This is a genomic window from Anaerolactibacter massiliensis, assembly GCF_900290205.1.
In the GTDB taxonomy this organism is placed as follows: domain Bacteria; phylum Bacillota_I; class Bacilli_A; order Erysipelotrichales; family Erysipelotrichaceae; genus Bulleidia; species Bulleidia intestinalis.
The window spans coordinates 233265-254099 of record NZ_OLMH01000003.1; the positions used below are offsets into that span (position 1 = coordinate 233265).

Here is a 20835-nt window from a genome sequence, read left to right on the forward strand (position 1 = left end):
ATGTTCTGTAATCATTTAGATATACGAGGAGGATATAACCATATGTCAAAGACAGAATATACATCATGTGAAGGATTGAAATTTGTAGTAACAGGAAAGCTGAAAGTATTTGCTAATCGTGAAGAATTGATTGACTATATTGAATCAGAGGGAGGAGTTGTCGGATCCAGCGTGACCTCCAAAACAAATTATCTGATCAATAATGATTTTGAATCTCAATCTGGAAAAAACAAGAAGGCTAAAGAACTCAATATTCAGATTATTACAGAGAAACAGTTTCTTGATATGTTTGGAGAAAACTACATTGAGAAAGATGAAGATGAACCAAGCAACATGATCTCAGTCAAGTGTCCGGATGCAGATAAAAAGGATCTGGCAGATCTCCTGATGTGCGCGTATACGGAAATGATATTAAACGGTATGGGTATCGGTAACGAAGAAATAGAAACCGGACCAAATCCGTGGAATGTGGAATACGTACCGTTATCCCATGAAAGCAAAAGATTTACTGAAGCACGGCATGCAATTGTCGAAAAAGACTTGTGTAAGACGGAAAAACAAAAGGATAAGGTCATACTGCAGACATTAAGTGCAGATGATACGGCTTTTGTATTGGCTGATGTGCTGATGGGAGAGAATTCGTACAGTGATAATTTCGGACAAGACGATTCATCGCTGCTGCATATTGCCGAGATGATTAGGAAAACATATCCTGAAGCAATAATTGAAGGAGACATGGAATTCCAAGGGCCTGGGTATTATTACATAGAATATATAAGAACTAAAAACGGCAAGATTCAGGTCTGGAATTCGGAGGATCCAGAGGTCCGAACGGTTGATGATTGCAAGAGGGATATGCCGCCAATTCTGAAGAAAATCTCAGAAATGGGAAAAGCACAGTTATATTCTGTAATACGATTGTATGGAGTTGATCCCGAAACAGAGAATATCAAAGATAATCCTGTAGCTAATACTTGGGAGGAACTTCTGGACTTTTTTGTCAAACAGGACATTGATGAGATGTATGCTTCTTTGTGCAACTCCAATAGTACAGAATGGAAATCTGGAGCAAGGACTATGACGCGGGAAGAACTGTTAAAGTTCTTTGACAGTTCGGAAGAATCAATACTGGATTTTAGTGAGTTCTTTGACCGGTCAATAGAGTATGGGCTGAAATATCTTGAAAGATTGAAGGGGTTATCCGTCAGGAAGAGCAGCTATGTATACTCAGGAAGTGGAAAAAGCTTATAAACTGTCAATCGAAACAGTCAGTGACTCAGAGGATCTCGGAGATCTGTTAGGAGAACTGTAAACATTTATTTTCGCCATTTTCAAACTAAGTATTGTTATTTAGTTCAAACATAAAAATTTGCATAGAGTTATCGGGGTACAGATGGACCCGCTGGCGTGAAAAACGTCATCCCCGGCAATGATAATAAAACTGGAGGATGAGATCATGTATGAAAAACTGATTTCTTTTCTGCCCGAACTGGAAAGCGGTAAGGTTCAGTCAGGTCTTTGGCATTCGGATCCGGAGTGGGACGAAGACTAAGGCAGGGCGGATGACCATGACGGAAGCGGAGGACCCGTTGAGGTAACCGAATTCTTGCGCGAAGCACTTAAGGAACGAGGCTTGCCTGAAGATGATGAATCGCTCCGAAAATTATCAGTTGAAGAAGCCTATGGTCTTTTGGATAATGATGTGATCGATGAGCTGGCGGAGCAGAGGAAAGAGGAGAAAAGCATAGAACGGCAGAAAAGGCAGAGATATGAAGAAGCAATGAACGATCTCAGCAAAGGAATGTTTGCAGGCGTTGAAAAAGCGCTGAAGGCATTCAAGGAGCTGGGAGATTATGAGAACTCCGTGACACTTGCAGAGACTGCTGAAGCAAACCTTGCCGAACTGAAAGAAAAAGAAAAAATCCCTTTTTGCACAGTGTTGGTGAAAAACCTATAATTCAGATAGCCCGACGGGGCTAGAAAGCTAAAACGCTTTGGTAAGTGGTTCTGAGTTAGCTGTGGTAGGCCTCCTCATGACTGCTTACTTAAGCATTGAGGTCTACCACCGATGTATAATCAATCGCTTACCTCCTCCAGGCGACGTACGCCCTGGGATTATAAGGAGAGTCTTTCGCCGTACGAGCAGTTCATTAAGGATCAGTATGTGGAAGTCTTTGATCGCAGGCATCAGAGCCTGATAGAATCCGGAGAAGCAGAGTTTCTGAATGCATTTCAGGTCTTTCAATGCAGGCATTGCGGATCAGAAAACTTCATCAAGTACGGTCATACTTCAAATGGCGTAAACAGGTATCTTTGCAAAGATTGTGGAAGGACATTCACCATCACAACCGGGACCATTTTTGAAGATCATAAAATACCGTACACAGAATGGGTTGAGCAGCTTCTGAGAATTATCGGTTATGAAAGTATGAGTCTTGCCTCAAAGAATGGCCGTAATTCCTTCACAACAACGAAGTACTGGGACGCAAAGCTATTCAGAATCCTGGATAACTGCCAGGAAAACATTGTGCTGTTCAGAAATGTTCAGATCGATGAAACATACTGGGATCTGGGCAAAAAGGACAGGCAGCTGATTGACGGCAAACAATACAGAGGCATATCCAGAAACAAGATGTGTATCGCAATTGGAACTGATGGCACGCAGACAATTGCAATCTACGAAAATCATCGAGGAAAGCCTACAAAAGAGAGTACCTGGAACGCCTTCAGCCAGCATATTCAGGAAGGTTCCGTACTGATCCATGACAGTGAGCGTTCACATTCAATTCTGGTATCGGATCTGAACCTTAAAGAACAGAAATATAATTCACGAGATCTGATCAGACTGGACGATAAGGACAATCCTCTCAGAGAAGTGAACCATGCATGTGCTCTGCTGAAAGCTTTCCTGAGATCACATTCCGGATTTGATCGTGATGAACTGCAGGGGTATCTGGACCTGTTTACATTCCTGATGAATCCGCCTGCAGAACCGCTGGAAAAGGTCAAAGTCCTGCTGGTGAGTTCACTATATATCCCAGAAACACTCAGATATCGGGATTACTACTCCACAAAACCGCATGATTAAGCGGTTGTGATCTCAGATTTACCAACACTGTGCAAAAAGGGATTTTTTCTAATAAATATATATGGGTTAACTCAGCAAACCGAGTGATATTATTAGGAAGATAAAGACACACTTTCGCAGTCCTGCAGAGCAGGGCATCCAATTGAAGTTCCGCATCACAGAAAACCGTGATCGCGTGATCTGATCGCTCCATCCGGAGCTGAACTTCAGGATGTTCCGTTCATGCAGCAGGGACTCGCAGAAAGCGTGTCTTTTTTATGCCTTGATGGCAGAGAGGAGACAGCATTATGACTAGAGCAATGGGAATCATGAGTTTCGCGGCAGATCTGAGGGGGATCGGTGCATTTCTGAAGGATGAGTACGGCCGTTTTCTAGGCCGGATGACGCCTCCAGACACGTCAAGCTGGACGTTCATGCAGGCAGATGCACCTTTAAGCCGTGATGAGGAAGCAGCTATGAAGATGGCAGAAGCCTGGGGGAGCGTGCATGATCCGGATGCCGTGGCCGTGGATGGGAAGCTCACTTCTGAAACCGCGGAGGATGGCGAAGGCTACACGAAGTATTCTTTCACTTATGCAATCTCGGACGATTTCGGAACCGTCACGATCTTCACACGGCATCTTGTGGAGTGTGTGTCCGTCAACAGTGAAAGAGAGGGGCTCTGATCATGGCAGAAAACACTGTTCAAGCATCTGACCGTTCGGTTTCAGAGGTGATCGAGGAATGCATGCAGACCGCAGGAAGCTTCGGCATGGATCTGTCTTACAGTCCTTCCGTTCTTCTGGAGGACATCAGCACACTGTCCATTGATGAATGGCGTGAGAAGCGCAGAGAGATGATCGGCGGTTCCGATGCAGGAACCGTGATGGGAGTCAGCTCGCGTTCTCTCACCCGTCTGGTTCTTGAAAAGCAAGGAAAGTGGAACGCACCGCCGGCAGATCGGAAGCTCCAGTTCATCTTTGACTGGGGGCATGCGGCAGAAACCGTATCCGCACGCCACTTCGGCAGGGTGACCGGGTTTGAGGTCTTCCGGGATAACCGGATGTTTGCTCACCCGCAGCATCCCTGGATGGGCGGGGACGTGGATGCGTTCTGCATCGATGCGGAAGGCTACCAGTGCGGCATCGAGCTGAAGACGGCAAATCCCATGTTTCTGAGCCGCTGGCATTCCGGCGTTTACGGCGAAGATGCGACGGTCTACCGGCAGGAATACATCTGGCAGATCCGGCATTACATGGCGGTCACGAACCTCTTCCGGTGGTATCTCGTCATCATGTTCGACAACAATGCCGACAATGTGGTGATGATCCGGGTCGACCGGGACATGCATGCAGAGCAGGAGCTGATCAGCGCCGAGGAGAACGTCTGGAAGAACTATGTCCTGACGGGGATGGTTCCGGAAGATCCGACGTTTGAGAAGAATGAGTATCAGGAACTGCGGGAAGGACTTGCTCTTCCTAAGCCTGATAAAAGTGCAGAGCGGAAGCTGCTTGCGGAAAGCGACCTGAACATGCTTGAGGAGTTCATCCGCCTTTCTGATCAGAAGTCGGATCTTGACAGGCAGAAGAAGGAGATCGAAGAGCGGCAGAATGCGCTGCGGCTGCACCTGGAGGAAGAGCTCGGGGGAGCGGCAGAAGGCTATCTTCCTTCCAGAAGCGAGCCAGGGAAGGAATATGTCGTAAGCAATCCGCTCGTCACAAGAGAAGGAGCGGATCTCTCAAAGCTGAAGACGCTGCATCCGGAAATCTTCCAGGAAGTCCGGACGGTTTCGGATTCCCGGCGCTTTTCCGTGAAGCTCAAGGCCGCAAAGAGGAAGAAAGCATGACGGAGAGAGAATCTGCATCAGTGGAAGGACGCTTCTTCCGCCGCAGGAATCAGGAAGGCAGTGACTTCTTCGTGAATCTTGTGACCTGTCAGAACGGGAAAGAGCTTCCTCCGGCAGTTCAGAACCAGGGGAAGTTTGCACACGGGTTCATCTTCACCGTGACCGGATACAACCTTCCGACCGTAAAGGAGCTGAAATACCGCTATTACGGCTCCTGGGTGATGAGCCCGAAATACGGCCTGCAGTTTGAGGCAAAGTCCTGCCGTGAGATCCCTCCGGATACCCGGTCGGGAATTGCTGCATATCTTGCTTCCTCACGGTTTCATGGAATCGGGAAGGCGTCGGCACGTGCAATCGTGGACCGCTTCGGGCTTGAAACGCTGGAGGTGATCCGCAATACACCGGAGCAGCTGCTGGAAGTAAGAGGTGTGACACGCTCCAGGCTTGCATCGCTTCTGAAGAGCTTTCATGAAACGGAAGCCTATGGAGAGCTTGCTGCATTTCTCGGAGCATTCCGCATCCGCAGCGACCGCATCGCAAAGATCTACGAATGCTGGGGACAGTCTGCGGAAGCAAGGATCCGGAAGAACCCTTATGCGCTGACGGAGATCAGCGGGATCAGCTTTTCCGACGCTGATCTCATCGCGCATGAGCTGCAGTTTCCCGAAGATTCCAGGGAGCGCATCCGGGCGGGGATCCTTGCGGTGCTTGCACAGGATACGGCCGAAGGCAATCTCTGGATGGATCTTCGCGAACTGAAGAAGCGCACGGAGGAGATGCTGAATGAAAGCTTCGGAAATCACGCCGTGAATGAAGCAATGGTGGAAGACGAGCTGATTCATGCAGAGGATGCAGGGGAGCTCGTCCGTCATGGCGGATGTGCGGTGTTCCTGAAGGAGAATGATGGGGCGGAGCATGTCACTGCTGAAAAGCTGCTGAAGCTGCTTGCGGTATCTCCTGAAGCATCAGAAGAAACCTATGCAGAAGCGCTGGAGCACGTTCTTCTGAAGCAGGAGAGCTTTCACCTTGCCGAAGGACAGAAGAAAGGAGTGATGAACAGTCTCACGCACCGCGTGTCGATCCTGACCGGCGGACCGGGGACCGGAAAGACCACCGTGCTTTCGGCGATCATTCAGGTCTATCAGAAGGTTACGCATGGCCAGGTAACGCTGCTTGCCCCGACCGGCAAAGCTGCACGGCGCATGAGCGAGCAGACCGGAATTCCGGCAAGCACGATTCATTCCGCGATTCATCTGTATCAGAGCGATCTGAAGGCCGGAGAGTGCGTCACGCTACCGGAAGGGCTGATCATCGTGGATGAGATGTCCATGGTCGATCAGTTCGTGATGGCAAAGATGATGGCATGCATCCGGAACGTCCGCGAAAGCCACCTCGTGTTAGTCGGCGATGCGGATCAGCTGCCTTCGGTGGCCGCAGGGGATGTTCTGTCTGAGTGCATTGCCTCAGGCGTGATTCCCACCGTGAAGCTCACGGAAGTATTCCGCCAGGGCAGAGATGCGGAGATCATCCGCGACAATGCCGCGCGGATCAATAAAGGGAACACGGAGCTCTATGTGAATGACCGGTTCGAGTTCATTCCGGCCTCTGATGAGGAAGCAGCGATGCATGCGATCCAGGAAGTCTACCAGAAGGAGCTTGAGCGCTGGGGACCTGGAAATGCGGTCGTGCTCTGTCCGAGGAGGTCGAAGTGCACCGTGTCCGTGGACTCGCTGAACCCGCGGCTGCAGGACATTGTGAACCCCAGGGTGAGCGGTGAACCGGTCGTAACAGTGAATGGAACGGAATTCCGGATCCGCGACCGCGTGGTGCAGATGAAGAACACCGCTCAGGCGAGCAACGGCGACATCGGCGTGCTGACAGACATCCGCTTTGAGAAGAATGCGGACGGAGAAAACGAAACGGTGTTCACGATCCGCTGGGAGAATGGCGCTGAGACGGAATACATGCGTGAAGACATGGTAAGCGTGGAGCTTGCATATGCGCTGACGATCCACAAGTCGCAGGGTGCAGAAGTGCCGAGCGTGATCATTCCGGTGCTGAACAGCCAGCGTTACATGCTACATCGGAACCTGCTGTACACCGGTGTGACGCGAGCATCGCAGAAAGTGACGCTGATCGGAGAAAGAGATGCGATTGATGTATGCATACAGAATTCTGAAAAGGGCAGAAGAACCACTCTGCTCAGTGAGCGGCTAAGATTCCAGTATCAGAAGATTACCTGCAGGTCATAGAACGCTGGCATGACTTACAGCAATCTTCAGAATCATGAAAGGCGGAAATGGGACGTTGGATATCCTGTTTCCGCCTTTTCCCGTATTGATAGATTATTCAGCTATTGCACAGCTTCCTTTTTACTCGGAAAGCACGCTTTTGTATCGCTTAACGGCATATAATACGATACTTTTTTGGTAGAAAGGTGGTAATACTATGGCTATTACGAGTGCGAATGTTACAGCGAGAATAGAGCCTGAAATTAAAGATAAGGTAGCGATCCGGCTTCTCAGAGCGTCAGAAATGGCACAAGAAAAAACGGTCTCAGTTTCGGCATTTCCGCATTGCCGATATCTTTCTGTGATATCAGATATCGATCTGCAATAAAATGTGAATATTTCTTACAAAAAGCATCAGTTGAAGAATGATTTTTTATACTGGCAGATTTTACTTCAAACGGGATTATTTTAATCCCCGCGGAAAGAAGAAAATCGATTTCGTAATACCCACGTCCTTTCTCTTTTTTCCATGTATGGTAATAAAGATCGTAGCCGCGTGCCGTAAGCATCTGAGCCATAACATTTTCATACAGATAGCCTAGATCAGTATCTATTTTGTCACTCAGCAATTTAATATAAATATCACTGCTTACGCCATGGCCTCCATCAAAAAGAAGCGTTGTAAACAAACCAGTGTCTGAAAGATAAAGTTTAAAACAATCCTGATCCTTTGATAAAGTGAGAGATTCACCAGGGTTATCCGCATGCCAGCACGGAAGAACTGTTTTAGAATCAATCAGGTCAAATATTCTTTCCGAATCTCTATTTGTCTTCTGTTTTCCTGTAGCAGATGTAATTACAAAACGCTTTTTCTTTAAAGCCAGCTGAGAAGGAATACTTCTATACATCGCAGACATCCTGCCTGACGGGTCAATTTTCTTGATGTCATCTTCGTACAGACGAATAATTTCTCTCTTTACCCTGTCAACAACTTCCATATTTTTGGCATTTAAATATGCTTCGACAGCCTGCGGCATTCCGCCTACAGCCATATATACATGGAAATCCCGCATCAGTTTTCGATTGGTACTATCACCAATTGGCTTTTTCATTCCTGCCATTTGTCTCAGAACATCTGCAGTTCTTCCTTCGGCCCACATAAATTCTTCATAGTCCATCGGATAAACATTGATCTTCATCTCTTCTGAAGGAAGAAGGATATCTTTCACATTTTTTCGGATTGAAATCAAAGAGCCAGTTTCGATGTAATCATATCTTCCATCTTTAACAAGATGCTTGATCGCCTGACGCGCTTTGGGATAGAGCTGCACTTCGTCAAAGATAATAACAGAGTTTCTTTCGATAAGAGTGACATGTGTAACGGCCTGAAGACGTATAAAAAACATATCCAGGTCATTCAGATCAGAAAAAACATCCATTAATTCGCTGCTGGCAGTTGAAAAATCCACAAGAATATACGACTGATACTCCTTCTTCGCAAACTCTTCTGCAATCGTAGTTTTGCCCACACGACGCGCACCTTCCAGAAGCACAGCATATTGTCCATGCCATGTATTTTTCCATTCCAGCAGCTGATCATATACTTTCCTTTTAAACTTCATCTGCCCACTCCTTCAGAAATCTTTTCATCTACCTACAGAATAATATAAAAGTATAGCTTTCCCAATATAAAAAAGGATAAAATTACCGTTTTTACAACTTAAAAAATTATAAAAAATACAGTTATTACAGCCTCATAAATTATGAAAAATATATATTTTGCATAGTTAAATTCAGCCAAAAGTAATGATTTTACACATTTCAGAACTACAGAAAGTATAGTTTTTGCACGGTAAGTGCCCTTTTCATTGTCATGATACGACAATACTGACCGCACATACCGCCAGCATCAGTGCCATTACCGTATTCACAGCCTTCTGATTTTTAGAGATATTGTGATGACAATATTGGTGCCTTTTGGATATGTCAGCTCAAAACATTTTCATCCAGCAGGAATTGCTCTATTCCGATATACAGGATTCCATTCTCATCACGCCACGGTTTCAAATAATCTTTTACAACCACTATTTTTTCAAACGAATCCGGTACCCTTATGAGTGATGCAATTTCCTGAGCTCTTTTTTCAGGATCTGCTATGGATAATGCTGATTGAATATAATACCGTTTATCTCCTTTGTTCACTACAAAATCGATTTCCAGTTGCTTTCGAATGTTCCTGCCTTGCTGATTCTTGGTATTATATTCAACCACACCAACATCGGTATCCAATCCTCGCCGGATAAGATCATTATAGAGAACATTCTCCATAATATGCGGTTCTTCCAGCTGTCTGAATCCGAGCCTGGCGTTTCTTAAGCCAAGGTCGGTATAGTAATACTTTAAAGGGGTGCTAATGTATTTTCTTCCTTTCACATCATACCGTGCTGCTTCTTCTATCAGAAATGAATCTTCAAAATACTGTATATATTTTGCTATAGTTGCAGATCCAATAGAAATTCCACGTGTACTTTTGAAAGTATCTGCAAGCTTGCTCGGGTTTGTTAGCGATCCTATATCAGAGGCTAGAACATCAAGTAGTATGTCCAGCACCTCTCGATCGTTGGTGATTTTGTGACGTTCAAGAATGTCTTTGATATATGTTCTCTCAAAAAGGTCTTTCAGATAGCTGCTTTTTTCTTCATGCGTTTTCAGTGTTGTTACAAAGGGCATGCCGCCATAAGTGTAATAATCCTGCAATGCGCCTCGTTTGTCCTCTTCATATGAAGCATAGAACTCGGAAAACGAAAGCGGAAATACATGGATTTCATCTCCTCTGTCTCTGAATTGAGTCAGAATATCAGAAGAAAGCATTTTGGAATTGCTCCCAGTGATATAAACATCCGCATTCTTCATCTGCATAAAGCCAAGCACAACATCGACAAAGGTAATCTTCGAATCTGGATTATCCACATAAGGATTCTGTATCTCTGAAACGAATTGAATTTCATCAATAAAAATGTAATAGTTCGTACCCGGGTCAACCATCCGCTCTCGAATATATTTATCCAGTTCTAAAGGATTCCGGTACTTGGCATTCTGCAAAATATCAAGCGCAAGTTCTATGATTTGATCTTTTCGGACGCCTTCGCGAAGAAGCCAGTCTCGATATAATTGAAATAGGAGAACCGACTTTCCACTTCTTCTGAGTCCCATAATTATCTTGACCCGCCCGTTATCTTTTTTTGAAATCAGCTTGTTCAAATACTGTTCTCTCTGATACATCCGGATACACCTCGTTAAAATTTTGCGGATTTCCGCATTTTTTTCATCTAAATGTTACCGTCTCTTCTGCATTGCTGTCAACTATATACGTTAATTTTTTGCGGATTTCCGCATTTTTTTGTTCTATACTAAGATCTGGAGCTCAGAGACTCCGAGCGTGATCATTCCGGTGCTGGAAAGCCAGCGATACATGCTGCGAAGGAATCTGCTGTATACCGGCGTGACCAGGGCATACCAGAAAGTGACGCTGATCGGAGAACGGGAGGCGATTGATGAATGCATCCGGAACTCTGAGAAGGGAAGGAGGAACACACTGCTGAAGGAACGGCTGAGGTTTCGCTATCAAAAGAAGTTCGGCAGGAAACCATGAAAGCATGTTCTCAAATTCAGCAGACATCAAAAGTGATTCACATGCGGGAACAGGGATGATCTCTGTTCTCTTTTTTCTTTGGGCGCTTCGTATCCTATTGTTTCTGCAGAAAAGGAAACCCCTGCATCCATGAAACGGATTCAGGGGTTGAAACTCAAGATTTTAACTTTTGTGCTTAACTTGGCTGGGCTTTGTACATTTTCTGATGAAATGTGCAATCTCAATCCAAGTTTCTGAAGCTTTTTCTGCGTCAAAGGTATTAAAGGCTGAATGGGTGAAGCCGTGACCGACTCCAGGAACGATTTGATAAGTAACCTTGTTTCCTGAGGCGAGGCAGCGATCAGCATACCGTTTTTCTTCTGCACGCAAAGTATCTAACTCTGCAGAAATCATCAGCATTTCAGGAAGGCCAGTTACATCTGCATAGTCGGCGGGAGAAGCAAGCGGTTCGTTCATTTCCTCTGAGGAATTGAAATACCAGTGAATATACTGAATTGCCCGTGATTCTGAAACTCCTTTAGAAGGATCTGCAGAGGTCCTGGTAGACTGATCTTCCTGTTGACTCAGAGGTGGGTAATTCAAAACCTGTCCAACAATATTCATTTCTTTCCGATCACGGTTGAGAAGGCATATATCAGTGGCAATACAGCCACCGGAACTGTTTCCAAGAACCATAACTCGTTCAGAATCCAGATGATACTTTTCTGCATCTTTAAGAATCTGTTTCATCGCTTCATAAGAAGATATAACCGGAATAGGATATTTGTTCTCAGGAGCAAGAGCATAATCCATGTTTATCAGAACGCATTTGGTCTGATCAGCTAACTGCCTGCAGATTCTTCCCTCCTGCTCATAGTAGCCTAATACGAATCCGCCTCCATGAAATACGAATACTGCAGGAAGGTCTTTATCTGCATCTTCATTCTCCGGACGATAAACTGCAAAGTCCACCCATCCGGCACTTTTCGTATACACACTGGAGCGAATATAATCGTTCTGCATTCTCTCTGCTTTACAGAGATCCGAGAACAGGATTTCCTTTTCCTTTCGATAATCAAATATCGATAGATCTTCTTTTTTCATTTTTCCTTCCTGCGCATGATTTCCTGCATCCAATTTTGTGCAAGAGTTCTCCAGATCGTCACTGTTTTATCTGTTTCAGTCTGATCATCTGCACATAAACTGCATGCAAGCCCCATACCATGGCCTCCGCTGGAGAACATATGATATTCACAATTAATGCCTTCGGAAGCGAGCATCTGCGCAAATGATGCACCGACACCTGGATCTACAACCGGATCATCAGCAGTATTCCATATCAGCGCTGGGATCGTTTTCTTACTGATATAAGACCGCAGATCAAATTTACTGATATCTGCTTCCGAGGGAGTGTCTTTTCCATAGAAAACATGATTCATTATTCTGATTCGCTCGGGATCGAGATTCCTGAATTCTGACCCTTTGAAGCTTTCCGGATTATCAGCTAACATCGGGTAGCCTAGAACCATACCTCTGCATCTGAGTTCATCCTGTTTAGGAACAAAGGATAGTTTTTCTGTAAGTGCAGGGTCATTCCAACGGGTTCCGACCGTAGCGCATACATGGCCGCCGGCACTGAAACCTAGTAGGAAGAGACATTCATCATTCACATACCATCTTCCTGCGTTTTGATGAATGATGTGGATTGCCTCCATGAGTTCCAGAGCCTGGATCGGATAGCGAGCTGCAAGGTTTTCTCCTTTTTCGGGATGGTACCGGTCAATGCCGACTGAATACTTCAGGACAAAACAGTGATATCCCCTGGCAAGGAAATCCAGTGCCACCGGTTCACCTTCTTTTATTGCATGAATCAGATAGGCTCCACCAGGGCAGATGATGATTGCAGGGCGTTTCCTTTCATCGCGAAATGAAACGGACGGATCGCGTATATATGCCTCCAGAATGGCACCGGTATCCAGCTTGATTGATTCCGTAAGCATATAGACACCTTATTTCATTAATCCTTGCTCATCTTTGTCAAAGCCGAAGAAATAGACAAGCAGTGCCGAAGAGACAAGTGCAATCAGGCAGGAAATTGAGCCGTTTACGATATTTGCAGTGGAAGCACCGGTAAAGCAGAGAATCGAAGTGAAATTCGTGGCAGGAACAAGAGTTGCAGAAATGGCACTGGTGATTCCACAATACAGACCACCGATAAATCCTCCGCCCAGTAATCCGATAAACGGCTTTTTATATCTCATGCAGATGCCGTAAAGCGTAGGCTCCGAAGTGCCTGCAAGAATTGCAGTTATCGCAAATTCTGCTGCCTGTCCCTTTTGTTCCTGATTCTTCAGGCGAAGGGAAGCACCGATTCCGACGCCCATGATGGCAAATGCAGAAATAGTAAGTGCTGGTGCGATCGCTCCATCAGATCCAACCGTTGCGAATACCTGGAACAATGCGGTGATCAGCACCATATGCATGCCGGTCATAACCAGAAGCGGATAAAGAGCAGAGATGACAGCAAGTCCGATGAAACCTGTAGCACGTCCGAACGCCATGAGACCGGTTGTGATGTAATTTCCAAGATATGCTCCTGCCGGGCCAAGTACACAAAGGGTGATCGGGAGCATGACACAGATCGTGAATGCTGGCGCAAATACTCCTCGCAGAGAAGAAGGAAGCTTACTATTGAAGAACTTCTCCACGTAGCTCATTACCCAGATTGAAAGAATGATTGGAAGCACTGTAGAACCGTAGTTCTGCACATTGCATGGAATTCCGAATACAGTAAAGTCTGTAACTGAGTCAGCAGCCATCTGCGTGAAAGTCGGGTGAAGCATGATGCCACCCAGGAGGATCCCAAGCACTGGTGTTACATTGAATTTTTTAGCTGCGGTGTATCCAATGATAACCGGAAAGAAATAGAAGCCTGCATCCCCGACAAATGTCAGGAGTGTATAAAGATTACTATCTGCGGAGATTACCCCAAGGATATCAGGTCCAAGCAGAGCAAGAAATCCTTTGAAGAATGCACTTGCGACAATTGCTGGAATTGCCGGCCCGAGACATCCTGACAGTGCGTCAAGAATTGCTCCTCCGATGCTCTTCCAGTCCTTCTTTTGTTTCGGCGCATCGAGATTCTCGTTAACTACTTCAGCGCTTCCACCTGTGATCTTCAGCACTTCGTCAAAAACTTTGTCTACATCCGGCCCAATGATTACCTGAAGCTGTTCACCGACTTTCTGAGCACCAAGAACTCCATTGATTTTCTTTACTGCATCAATATCAGCTGCTGAATAATCAATCAGATTAAATCTCAGTCGGGTTGCGCAATGCAGCGAATGAGAAATGTTCTCTTTTCCGCCGACTTTTTCAACAACCTGTTCTGCAATCAACGAATAATTTTTACCTGGCATATTTTCCTCCACGATCATACTGATCTGAAATTTACGTTGATATAGTAAACAGTTTACTAAAATAAGTCAACAGTTTAATTATTACTGACGAGAAGAATTAAAAAAAGGTCACCTTCAGTGACCACTAGAAACACATTGTGCAGGAGCTGAAATTCCTGCACGTTTTATAATGTAGTTATGCTGGACGAAAAGCTTTATTCAGATTATCCCTTCTACGGTGCCTTTGATTCTGACCATCTGAATTACGATCCGAATAAGCCAAGAATCAAGCTTCCTTTCTTGGATGAGGCAACTTCCCCCATCTCTTTATTGATCCAATAACAAGTATGCGGGATGATCCTCGAACACACAAGTTAATGGAGGGCTTTTACATATTGTCTATAACAAAGAAACCGATGAAGTGGTATGGTTCTATGATGACCACAAGACCGGCAAGAGAATCACCGTTCACGAAACCGGTCTCGATCTTCTCAAGAAGATGATCATCCATATCCAGGATGAAAACTTCAGGACCGTACGCTACTATGGCTTTTACAGTTCCAGATCAAAGGACCATCTGGAAATAATCTATACATTGATCAATCAGAAACGAAATGATGCCAGGACTAAGGAACAGCGGAAAAAGCAGCTGACCTCCCGTCTTCATAAGCTTCGTTTCCGTACGATGTGCCTTGATTCTTATAATCGCGATGTTCTCCGCTGCAGATGCGGCGAGATCATGTTATATGCGGAAACTTATAATCCGCTGGAAGGAATATCCAATGACAGACAATACCGAGAAAACTGTATTGATGAAATGCGAGAGATGCGGTTACGAAGAAGAAGTACCGCAGAAAGATCTCGATCTCCTGCGTTCAGTTGATAAAGACCCTGAGCATTGTGAAGACCATCTTCTATGCCCGTTCTGCTTAAGCGACATGTACCGCAAAGATTCTTATCATTTCAGAAATCACAATCACCGCTGACAAAGACAGATCAATCCTGAAGATGTTTTTGTCGTGCCATCTCATTTTAGATGACCTTACGGTCACCTTATTCGTTTTTTCAAACCGAATTGAAATTCTTATAAGACTAAAAATGCCCTTTCGGGCATCAGGTAGTCTGATTCTGTTCAATTGAGACAGGAATAATGATTTCCATATCCCTGGTTTTTCCTTTCTCGATCAAGTCTGCTAAGGCTGAAACCGCCGCATTTGCAATCTGCTTCATGTTTTCCTGAATGAGTGTCAGCTTAGGCATCGTATATGTATTCTGATATGCATTTCCATAACCGATGATTCGTACCTGAGAAGGGATGGAATACCCCAGGCTGCGATAAACCTGAACGCTTTCCATTGCCAGGGTATGAGATTCCGCAAACAATCCATCAGCTTCTGGGTGTTCAAGAATCATTCCGGTGATTACTTCCGATGGATTGCTGTCATCTACCGCATTGTTGTTTGCAAGAATATATGGCCATGGAATCTTCCCAGATTTTTCCAGCTCTTCGCAGAAGCCGAGATATCTGTCATCACTCTGCAATCCATCTGGAAAGTTGGAGATATACAGGAACTCAGATGAGCCTCTGGCGAGAAGATGTTTTGCGGCAATTATTCCTGCAGCCCTGTTGTCGGCATGAATATATGGAATGCTGCTGTTCATGCGATGGCCGATTGAGACAATCGGGATTCCGATATCAGACAGCTGCTGAGGATCATTGCTGATACTTCCGAACAGAATTCCGGCAATATGCTTTTTTCTAAGCAATTCTGCAAACTCAGAAACGCTCAAATCATTGTAAACGCTAGAGCAGAGCATCAGATTATAGCCGTAGTTATAGCAGGCTTCTTCCAGCAAGGTGGTCATAATCGAAAAATATATTCCTCTTTTCGGAAATACCACTGCAAGAACTTTTCCTGTTTCTTCGTCTTCAATGCTGCTTCGGCTGACATAGTTCAGCCGTTTTGCTGCGCGCTCTACCTTCAGAATCGTTTCCTGAGAGAAGTTCCCTTTATGATTCAGAATGCGGGATACTGCCGCCTTGGAGATTCCGACTTCATCCGCGATGTCTTTTACTGTCGCCATATCTCCTCCTGTATACTGAGATCTTAGCTTAAACATTTACTTTTTCAAGTAAACTTTGCCTTTCCGCGCAGAAATACGATAGGTGCAATATCACCAAATAAAACAAATGCCACTGAAAACGTCACTCCAAATAATTAGATGAACAGGAGAGCAGAGAATACTAGGCAAAACGCAAGCTGCAATATTCAGATATAGAGGCCTTAAACCGGAAGGAGAATCACCAAAACAGATTCCTCGCCTGAGTGATTTTCCCATCATCTGTTGAACCATGCTATCATTAACTCGATAAAGACATACTTTGAAGCCCTGCATTGCAGGTCATTCCATTGAAGTTCCGCACGCAACCATTTCTCTGCGTGTGTGATCAGAACGCCGTGAATCGGCTGAACTTCTGCGGAATGCTTACGCAAAAGCAGCGGGCAGATGGGTATGTCTTTTTTGATGCCTGAATGGCTGAGAGGAGGATAAATCATGACATCAATCGAACACAGACAGCATGTTTTTGAAGGTGAGGTGCGGAATGACGGCATTCGGCCGATCTGCACCGCAAAGTACCAGACGAGCCGGGCAAAAGCCGTGGAAATGATTGAATCCGGAAAGTTTGGCCTGGAAGACACCGATTTCTGGATCCTGCAGAATCGATCTAAAAGCGGAGCAGTGGTCTTCAGCGGCCTGATCATCTCGCACAGCGGATGCCTGAAGATCAATGATCACCTTCCGAAGGAGAGCCGCGTCAGATGCTCCTGCTTCCAGCGGTCCATCGTGGAGTCGAAGACGTTCGGTGAGATGATCGTGTATGACTACATGGATGACGAGATCTGCGAAGTTGGCGAGGTTTCTGCAGCAAACTGCAGGAACGCATATCCCCTGAGCATGGCGTACAAGCGCTGCTTTGACCGGGTCGTGCTGAAGAAGTCGCGCCTTGGCTACAGCGGCGTCTATTCCGAGGCTGAAGCGGATGATTTCAGAGAGCCGATCCAGGCAGCACCCCGTCAGCCGGCAAAACAAACGCAGTCATCTTCACCGCGCGCAAAAGCTCCTGCAGCAGAGCCTCAGATGCAGGTGCCATCATCACAGCTTTGCACACCCATGAACCAGAGAAGCAGCACTCCAGCATCGCCCTTGATGTCGTCGGCTCCCATGCCTGCTGCTTCGCCAGCGCGTCCGAGAAACGGAATTCCAAACGCAGCGGATCAGGTGGAACTTCCGGTGAGAAGAAACGCTCAGCCGGCCCGGATGAATCTCAAGCAGGCCATGAGCTGGAAAATCAGCTATGGCAAGCTCGCCGGGAAGACGATGGGAGAGATCCTCGGCTTTGAGGAAAATCTGGGGACTGTCTTCCTGCAGTGCTTTGTGAACAATGCCGGCCATTCGGAGGAAGCCGAGGCGGCAAGAATCATGATGGGCGCTCTTGAGCGGAAGGAGCTGCAGTTCATCGGAACCCAGAGCTGAATCGAGAGCTCATTTCCGCACCAATGAAATTTGACAGCGCAGGGGGAGTCAGAGCATGACTCTCCTCTGCTCTTCAGGAGGAGAAGAATGGAAACACGATTCCCGTTTGGGATTGATGCGGTGATGGAGCTAGACCGGCCGGACATCCGGCGCTATCAGAAGACCGGAACTTCGGCAGACTATGACTGTCCGTTCTGCGGCGGAAAGCGGAAGCTCCATCTCGACTTCACGAAGAATGCCTTCCGCTGCAATGTCTGTCACGAAGAGAACCACGCGCAGGGCGGCCTGATTCAGCTGCACTGCATGCTGAAAGGACTGCCATACGCCACCAGGGAGGCACGCTCCGCTGCTTACCGCGATCTATTGGCGGAGTATGAAAGCTTAAGCGAAAAGCAGAAGAACGAATTTCATGCATGCAGAGAGGACGATGAGCTGGCACACGTCGAAGGGCATCCCGCTCCGGCAGATGTGCTCGACCTCGTCTATCGCGCATTTCTGGATGAGCTGAAGCTGAAGGACACTCACCACAGAGATTTACTTCGAAGAGGATTAACGGAAGCTCAGATTGCTGAAGCCGGATTCCGCAGTGTTCCGCGCGTCGGCTTCTGTACCTATGCAGAGAACGCTCTGATGAAAAGCGGAGCGCTCCAGATTGAGGATCAGGAAGAATGTCTGGAAAAGTGGGCAGAGATCTTCCGTGAGAAAGGTTCGGTCATCCCGGGATTCTATCTTTCTGACAGTGGAAGGATTGCCGCGGTGAGACCGGATCAGGGATACTTCATTCCGGTGAAGGACTGTCTTGGGAGGATCACAGGAATGCAGATCCGGTTTGATCCGCTTCCTGAAAACGCTCCAGAAGAAGAGAAGGATCGCTATCATCGGTATGCATGGTTTTCTTCCGCCAGGTGGAAGCAGGGCTGTTCCGTGAGGGGAATCTCGCAGATCCATTTTGCAGGGTTCTCATCTGAGGAGGAACAGACTCCGGAGACAGTCGGACTGACGGAAGGCGCCCTGAAGGCAGATGTAGCATCGGCAATTTCCGGAAAGCCATTCATTGCGCTTATCGGTGTCGGGAATCAGGAACAGCTTCCATCTGTGCTTGGCTACCTGAAGGATCATGGGACAAAGAGAATATCCGTGTTTGTAGATATGGATCTTTATGAAAATGCACATGTTGCCTCAGCTTTGAAAGGTATCGAGGAGAAGGTGACTCTTTCAGGTCTTGAGTTTGCTGCATGGAGTTGGGACAGGAATTATAAAGGCATTGATGACTGGCTTCTGGAATGCAGAAATAGAGGACGGATCACAGAGGCCAGCAATCTGACAGGGTTAGTCAAAAGGTTAAAGCCAGGATTGCATGAAGCTGAATAATGCATCTGAAAAATTAGAGACAGCTATTAATTCAAAGGCGGCTCATGTCTGATGTTCAGCGTCATAAAATGCTGAGATCGAGACAGCCGTCTTTTCTAATAGGAGAAGACAGCCTTCGCTACAATTTATGTAATATATTGAAATCCGCAAAGCATAAGAATGTGAACTACTCGGTTACTTGTAACCGAGTAGTTCACGTACGTCATCGCTTGTGGCGAGATATGGGTCGAAGCGCATACCGTCAGGGTACAGCCCGCTGGATGCGTTCTGATACGCCAGACTGATGGTGGCGGTATATTCCTTATGCGCACGGAGATATGCAGCGCTCCCGATAGCGCAGATGAGAATTGCGCCGATAATCAGCGCAAGAATTCGTTTTTCCCTTGATAGTGATGAAATGCGCATGCTGTCCTCCTTCCCTTATATGATGCGAACCTGTGCAAAGGGGATTTCAGCGCTGGCGCATCCGTTTGTCAGCAAGCGCAATCGAATATTGTAGTACGGCGCTTTGTATATTGTTCCCGCATGCGGGAATGCGCAAATCTTTGCGGAACATGAGCGAGCGCGCAACTAAAAGGGTTGACGGTTTGCCGAAAAATGCTATGCTGTTAGTGGGATTTCCCACACTAAAAAGAGGTGATGATCGTGGAGACAGTGAAAGATTACGATGTGCATATCGATAGCAAAAAGCGGATAACTCTCCGTGGCGCAAAATATCAGTATTATAATGTCAGAGAATATGAAAATGGCTGCATTATGCTGGAACCGCGTGAACTAATCACGCCAAAGGAAATATCAGCCAAGACACTCGCAAGCATGGATCAGGCAATCCGCAACTTCAAATTTGGACAAGTATCAGATCCGATTGATCTTTCTGATTTCTGAGGCGTTCGAATGAGGTTCATTATTCGAATGGGCGTGCCGGAAATGGAAGCCTTATGGTCAAGGCTGCAAGGCGAATATCGTGCCGGAACAATCAGCAAGGCGGACGCCGTGCTTTATAAAAAATGGGGAAAGGCGTTGAAACTTTTATCTGAGAACCCAAGACATCCTGGATTACAGACGCACGAAATTAGAGAATTGACAGATCGTTACGGAGAGCGCATTTGGCAGTCTTACCTTGAAAACAAGACAAGCCGTGCCATGCGGATGTACTGGGTGTATGGGCCAGATCAGCAGTCCATCACTATTGTCGGGCTGGAACCTCATCCGGAAGATAAAAAGAACGGAGCTTACGCGAAAATAGTTCTATCCGATATGCCGCCGCTCATCTGAATGAATGACGAAAAGAGAAAAAGGATCCCGGAATTTATATGCAATGCGCTCTCTGTCTGCTGATGTATGTTTTGTTCTGCGAAGCGGCATATTCTACCTCTGGACGTTTTTCTGACGGTCGATATAACGTCGTACATTTTCTTCGCTTGTGGAGCCGATAGTTTCAACGAAATAAGAACCATTCCACAGTTCTCCGCGCCACAGCTTTTCTCTGAGCTTCGGATACTGATGATACAAACGAAGCCCCGAAACACCTTTCAAATGCTTGACGATAAACGTGATTGACAACTTCGGGGGAGCAGACACAAAACAATGCACATGATCTGCTTCTCCAACTTCGCACTGATCAACAGAGAACCCATTCTCCATGCCTATCTGTTTCAGCACTTCCTGCAAAGTGGCTTCAATCTCAGGCGTAAGAACCTTCCTGCGGTATTTGCGCACCATACAATGTAGTAGTGAACGTTATAAACGCAGGT

Annotated in this window: 20 protein-coding genes; 12 read left to right on the plus strand and 8 right to left on the minus strand. The window is 46.3% G+C overall.

Annotation, left to right across the window (positions count from 1 at the left end):
• Positions 1-42: 42 nt before the first annotated feature.
• The 6 genes from C7E00_RS15180 to recD2 all read left to right on the plus strand — a co-directional run bounded on the left by C7E00_RS15180 (position 43) and on the right by recD2 (position 7165).
• A complete protein-coding gene (locus tag C7E00_RS15180) occupies positions 43-1251 on the plus strand; it encodes a BRCT domain-containing protein (protein WP_204378698.1) in 1209 nt (402 codons plus the stop codon).
• Positions 1252-1606: 355 nt separating this feature from the next.
• Complete coding sequence (locus C7E00_RS15185; protein ID WP_135358262.1) at positions 1607-1957, plus strand: hypothetical protein; 351 nt, start codon at positions 1607-1609, stop codon at positions 1955-1957.
• A 111-nt stretch (positions 1958-2068) separates the two neighbouring features.
• A complete protein-coding gene (locus tag C7E00_RS15190) occupies positions 2069-3088 on the plus strand; it encodes an IS1/IS1595 family N-terminal zinc-binding domain-containing protein (RefSeq protein ID WP_135358263.1) in 1020 nt (339 codons plus the stop codon).
• A 287-nt stretch (positions 3089-3375) separates the two neighbouring features.
• Positions 3376-3753 carry a hypothetical protein gene (locus C7E00_RS15195; RefSeq protein ID WP_135358264.1) on the plus strand — a complete coding sequence of 126 codons (378 nt, stop codon included), beginning with the start codon at positions 3376-3378 and terminating at the stop codon, positions 3751-3753.
• Between the two features lie 2 nt (positions 3754-3755).
• Positions 3756-4913 carry a YqaJ viral recombinase family nuclease gene (locus C7E00_RS15200; protein ID WP_105305159.1) on the plus strand — a complete coding sequence of 386 codons (1158 nt, stop codon included), beginning with the start codon at positions 3756-3758 and terminating at the stop codon, positions 4911-4913.
• The gene (gene recD2, locus C7E00_RS15205; RefSeq protein ID WP_105305160.1) at positions 4910-7165 is read left to right on the plus strand and encodes an SF1B family DNA helicase RecD2; all 2256 of its coding nucleotides are present in this window, start codon (positions 4910-4912) and stop codon (positions 7163-7165) included. The genes C7E00_RS15200 and recD2 overlap by 4 nt, the downstream gene beginning before the upstream one ends.
• A gap of 269 nt (positions 7166-7434) precedes the next feature.
• Here the strand turns inward: recD2 and C7E00_RS15210 are convergent, their stop codons facing one another.
• Together C7E00_RS15210 and C7E00_RS15215 are read right to left on the minus strand one after the other, a co-directional pair.
• Positions 7435-8766, minus strand: a complete 1332-nt coding sequence (locus C7E00_RS15210) for an ATP-binding protein (RefSeq protein WP_105305161.1) — start codon at positions 8764-8766, stop codon at positions 7435-7437.
• A gap of 364 nt (positions 8767-9130) precedes the next feature.
• A complete protein-coding gene (locus C7E00_RS15215; RefSeq protein WP_105305162.1) occupies positions 9131-10426 on the minus strand; it encodes an ATP-binding protein in 1296 nt (431 codons plus the stop codon).
• Between the two features lie 118 nt (positions 10427-10544).
• On the opposite strand from C7E00_RS15215, the gene C7E00_RS15220 reads away from it, so the two are divergent.
• A complete protein-coding gene (locus tag C7E00_RS15220) occupies positions 10545-10796 on the plus strand; it encodes an ATP-binding domain-containing protein (protein WP_167836640.1) in 252 nt (83 codons plus the stop codon).
• Between the two features lie 162 nt (positions 10797-10958).
• Here the strand turns inward: C7E00_RS15220 and C7E00_RS15225 are convergent, their stop codons facing one another.
• Genes C7E00_RS15225 through C7E00_RS15235 form a run of 3 tightly spaced genes read right to left on the minus strand, consistent with a single transcriptional unit; the run spans position 10959 to position 14194 of the window.
• On the minus strand, positions 10959-11879 hold the full coding sequence (locus tag C7E00_RS15225) for an alpha/beta hydrolase (protein ID WP_105305164.1): 921 nt from the start codon (positions 11877-11879) through the stop codon (positions 10959-10961).
• Entirely contained in the window at positions 11876-12775 is a 900-nt protein-coding gene (locus tag C7E00_RS15230; protein ID WP_105305165.1) for an alpha/beta hydrolase, read from the minus strand. Before C7E00_RS15230 ends, C7E00_RS15225 begins: the two co-directional genes overlap by 4 nt.
• 9 nt (positions 12776-12784) lie before the next feature.
• The gene (locus C7E00_RS15235) at positions 12785-14194 is read right to left on the minus strand and encodes a PTS transporter subunit EIIC (RefSeq protein ID WP_105305166.1); all 1410 of its coding nucleotides are present in this window, start codon (positions 14192-14194) and stop codon (positions 12785-12787) included.
• A gap of 400 nt (positions 14195-14594) precedes the next feature.
• Here C7E00_RS15235 and C7E00_RS15240 point away from each other — a divergent pair, with 400 nt between their 5' ends.
• Positions 14595-15056: a transposase gene (locus C7E00_RS15240; RefSeq protein WP_167836641.1), complete on the plus strand. Its 462-nt coding sequence runs from the start codon at positions 14595-14597 to the stop codon at positions 15054-15056.
• Between the two features lie 230 nt (positions 15057-15286).
• On the opposite strand, the gene C7E00_RS15250 is transcribed toward C7E00_RS15240, so the two are convergent.
• On the minus strand, positions 15287-16258 hold the full coding sequence (locus tag C7E00_RS15250) for a LacI family DNA-binding transcriptional regulator (RefSeq protein ID WP_167836642.1): 972 nt from the start codon (positions 16256-16258) through the stop codon (positions 15287-15289).
• A 471-nt stretch (positions 16259-16729) separates the two neighbouring features.
• On the opposite strand from C7E00_RS15250, the gene C7E00_RS15255 reads away from it, so the two are divergent.
• Positions 16730-17710 carry a hypothetical protein gene (locus C7E00_RS15255; RefSeq protein ID WP_105305170.1) on the plus strand — a complete coding sequence of 327 codons (981 nt, stop codon included), beginning with the start codon at positions 16730-16732 and terminating at the stop codon, positions 17708-17710.
• Positions 17711-17797: 87 nt separating this feature from the next.
• Positions 17798-19081, plus strand: a complete 1284-nt coding sequence (locus tag C7E00_RS15260) for a DUF3854 domain-containing protein (protein WP_105305171.1) — start codon at positions 17798-17800, stop codon at positions 19079-19081.
• A gap of 174 nt (positions 19082-19255) precedes the next feature.
• Here the strand turns inward: C7E00_RS15260 and C7E00_RS15265 are convergent, their stop codons facing one another.
• The gene (locus tag C7E00_RS15265) at positions 19256-19486 is read right to left on the minus strand and encodes a hypothetical protein (RefSeq protein ID WP_105305172.1); all 231 of its coding nucleotides are present in this window, start codon (positions 19484-19486) and stop codon (positions 19256-19258) included.
• Between the two features lie 234 nt (positions 19487-19720).
• On the opposite strand from C7E00_RS15265, the gene C7E00_RS15270 reads away from it, so the two are divergent.
• Positions 19721-19966 (plus strand): hypothetical protein, encoded by a 246-nt coding sequence (locus tag C7E00_RS15270; RefSeq protein ID WP_105305173.1) that lies wholly within the window; start codon positions 19721-19723, stop codon positions 19964-19966.
• A gap of 27 nt (positions 19967-19993) precedes the next feature.
• Complete coding sequence (locus C7E00_RS15275; RefSeq protein ID WP_204378699.1) at positions 19994-20356, plus strand: hypothetical protein; 363 nt, start codon at positions 19994-19996, stop codon at positions 20354-20356.
• Positions 20357-20449: 93 nt separating this feature from the next.
• On the opposite strand, the gene tnpA is transcribed toward C7E00_RS15275, so the two are convergent.
• Positions 20450-20803, minus strand: a complete 354-nt coding sequence (gene tnpA / locus C7E00_RS15280) for an IS200/IS605 family transposase (RefSeq protein WP_105305175.1) — start codon at positions 20801-20803, stop codon at positions 20450-20452.
• Positions 20804-20835: the final 32 nt, after the last annotated feature.

Coding starts and splice junctions, on each gene's coding strand:
- C7E00_RS15235 (WP_105305166.1), bottom strand. CDS start 14,194: ATGCCAGGTAAAAATTATTCGTTGATTGCAGAACAGGTTGTTGAAAAA.
- C7E00_RS15250 (WP_167836642.1), bottom strand. CDS start 16,258: ATGGCGACAGTAAAAGACATCGCGGATGAAGTCGGAATCTCCAAGGCG.
- C7E00_RS15200 (WP_105305159.1), top strand. CDS start 3,756: ATGGCAGAAAACACTGTTCAAGCATCTGACCGTTCGGTTTCAGAGGTG.
- C7E00_RS15190 (WP_135358263.1), top strand. CDS start 2,069: ATGTATAATCAATCGCTTACCTCCTCCAGGCGACGTACGCCCTGGGAT.
- C7E00_RS15215 (WP_105305162.1), bottom strand. CDS start 10,426: ATGTATCAGAGAGAACAGTATTTGAACAAGCTGATTTCAAAAAAAGAT.
- recD2 (WP_105305160.1), top strand. CDS start 4,910: ATGACGGAGAGAGAATCTGCATCAGTGGAAGGACGCTTCTTCCGCCGC.
- C7E00_RS15265 (WP_105305172.1), bottom strand. CDS start 19,486: ATGCGCATTTCATCACTATCAAGGGAAAAACGAATTCTTGCGCTGATT.
- C7E00_RS15225 (WP_105305164.1), bottom strand. CDS start 11,879: ATGAAAAAAGAAGATCTATCGATATTTGATTATCGAAAGGAAAAGGAA.
- tnpA (WP_105305175.1), bottom strand. CDS start 20,803: ATGGTGCGCAAATACCGCAGGAAGGTTCTTACGCCTGAGATTGAAGCC.
- C7E00_RS15230 (WP_105305165.1), bottom strand. CDS start 12,775: ATGCTTACGGAATCAATCAAGCTGGATACCGGTGCCATTCTGGAGGCA.
- C7E00_RS15195 (WP_135358264.1), top strand. CDS start 3,376: ATGACTAGAGCAATGGGAATCATGAGTTTCGCGGCAGATCTGAGGGGG.
- C7E00_RS15270 (WP_105305173.1), top strand. CDS start 19,721: ATGATCGTGGAGACAGTGAAAGATTACGATGTGCATATCGATAGCAAA.
- C7E00_RS15275 (WP_204378699.1), top strand. CDS start 19,994: ATGGGCGTGCCGGAAATGGAAGCCTTATGGTCAAGGCTGCAAGGCGAA.
- C7E00_RS15260 (WP_105305171.1), top strand. CDS start 17,798: ATGGAAACACGATTCCCGTTTGGGATTGATGCGGTGATGGAGCTAGAC.
- C7E00_RS15255 (WP_105305170.1), top strand. CDS start 16,730: ATGACATCAATCGAACACAGACAGCATGTTTTTGAAGGTGAGGTGCGG.
- C7E00_RS15180 (WP_204378698.1), top strand. CDS start 43: ATGTCAAAGACAGAATATACATCATGTGAAGGATTGAAATTTGTAGTA.
- C7E00_RS15210 (WP_105305161.1), bottom strand. CDS start 8,766: ATGAAGTTTAAAAGGAAAGTATATGATCAGCTGCTGGAATGGAAAAAT.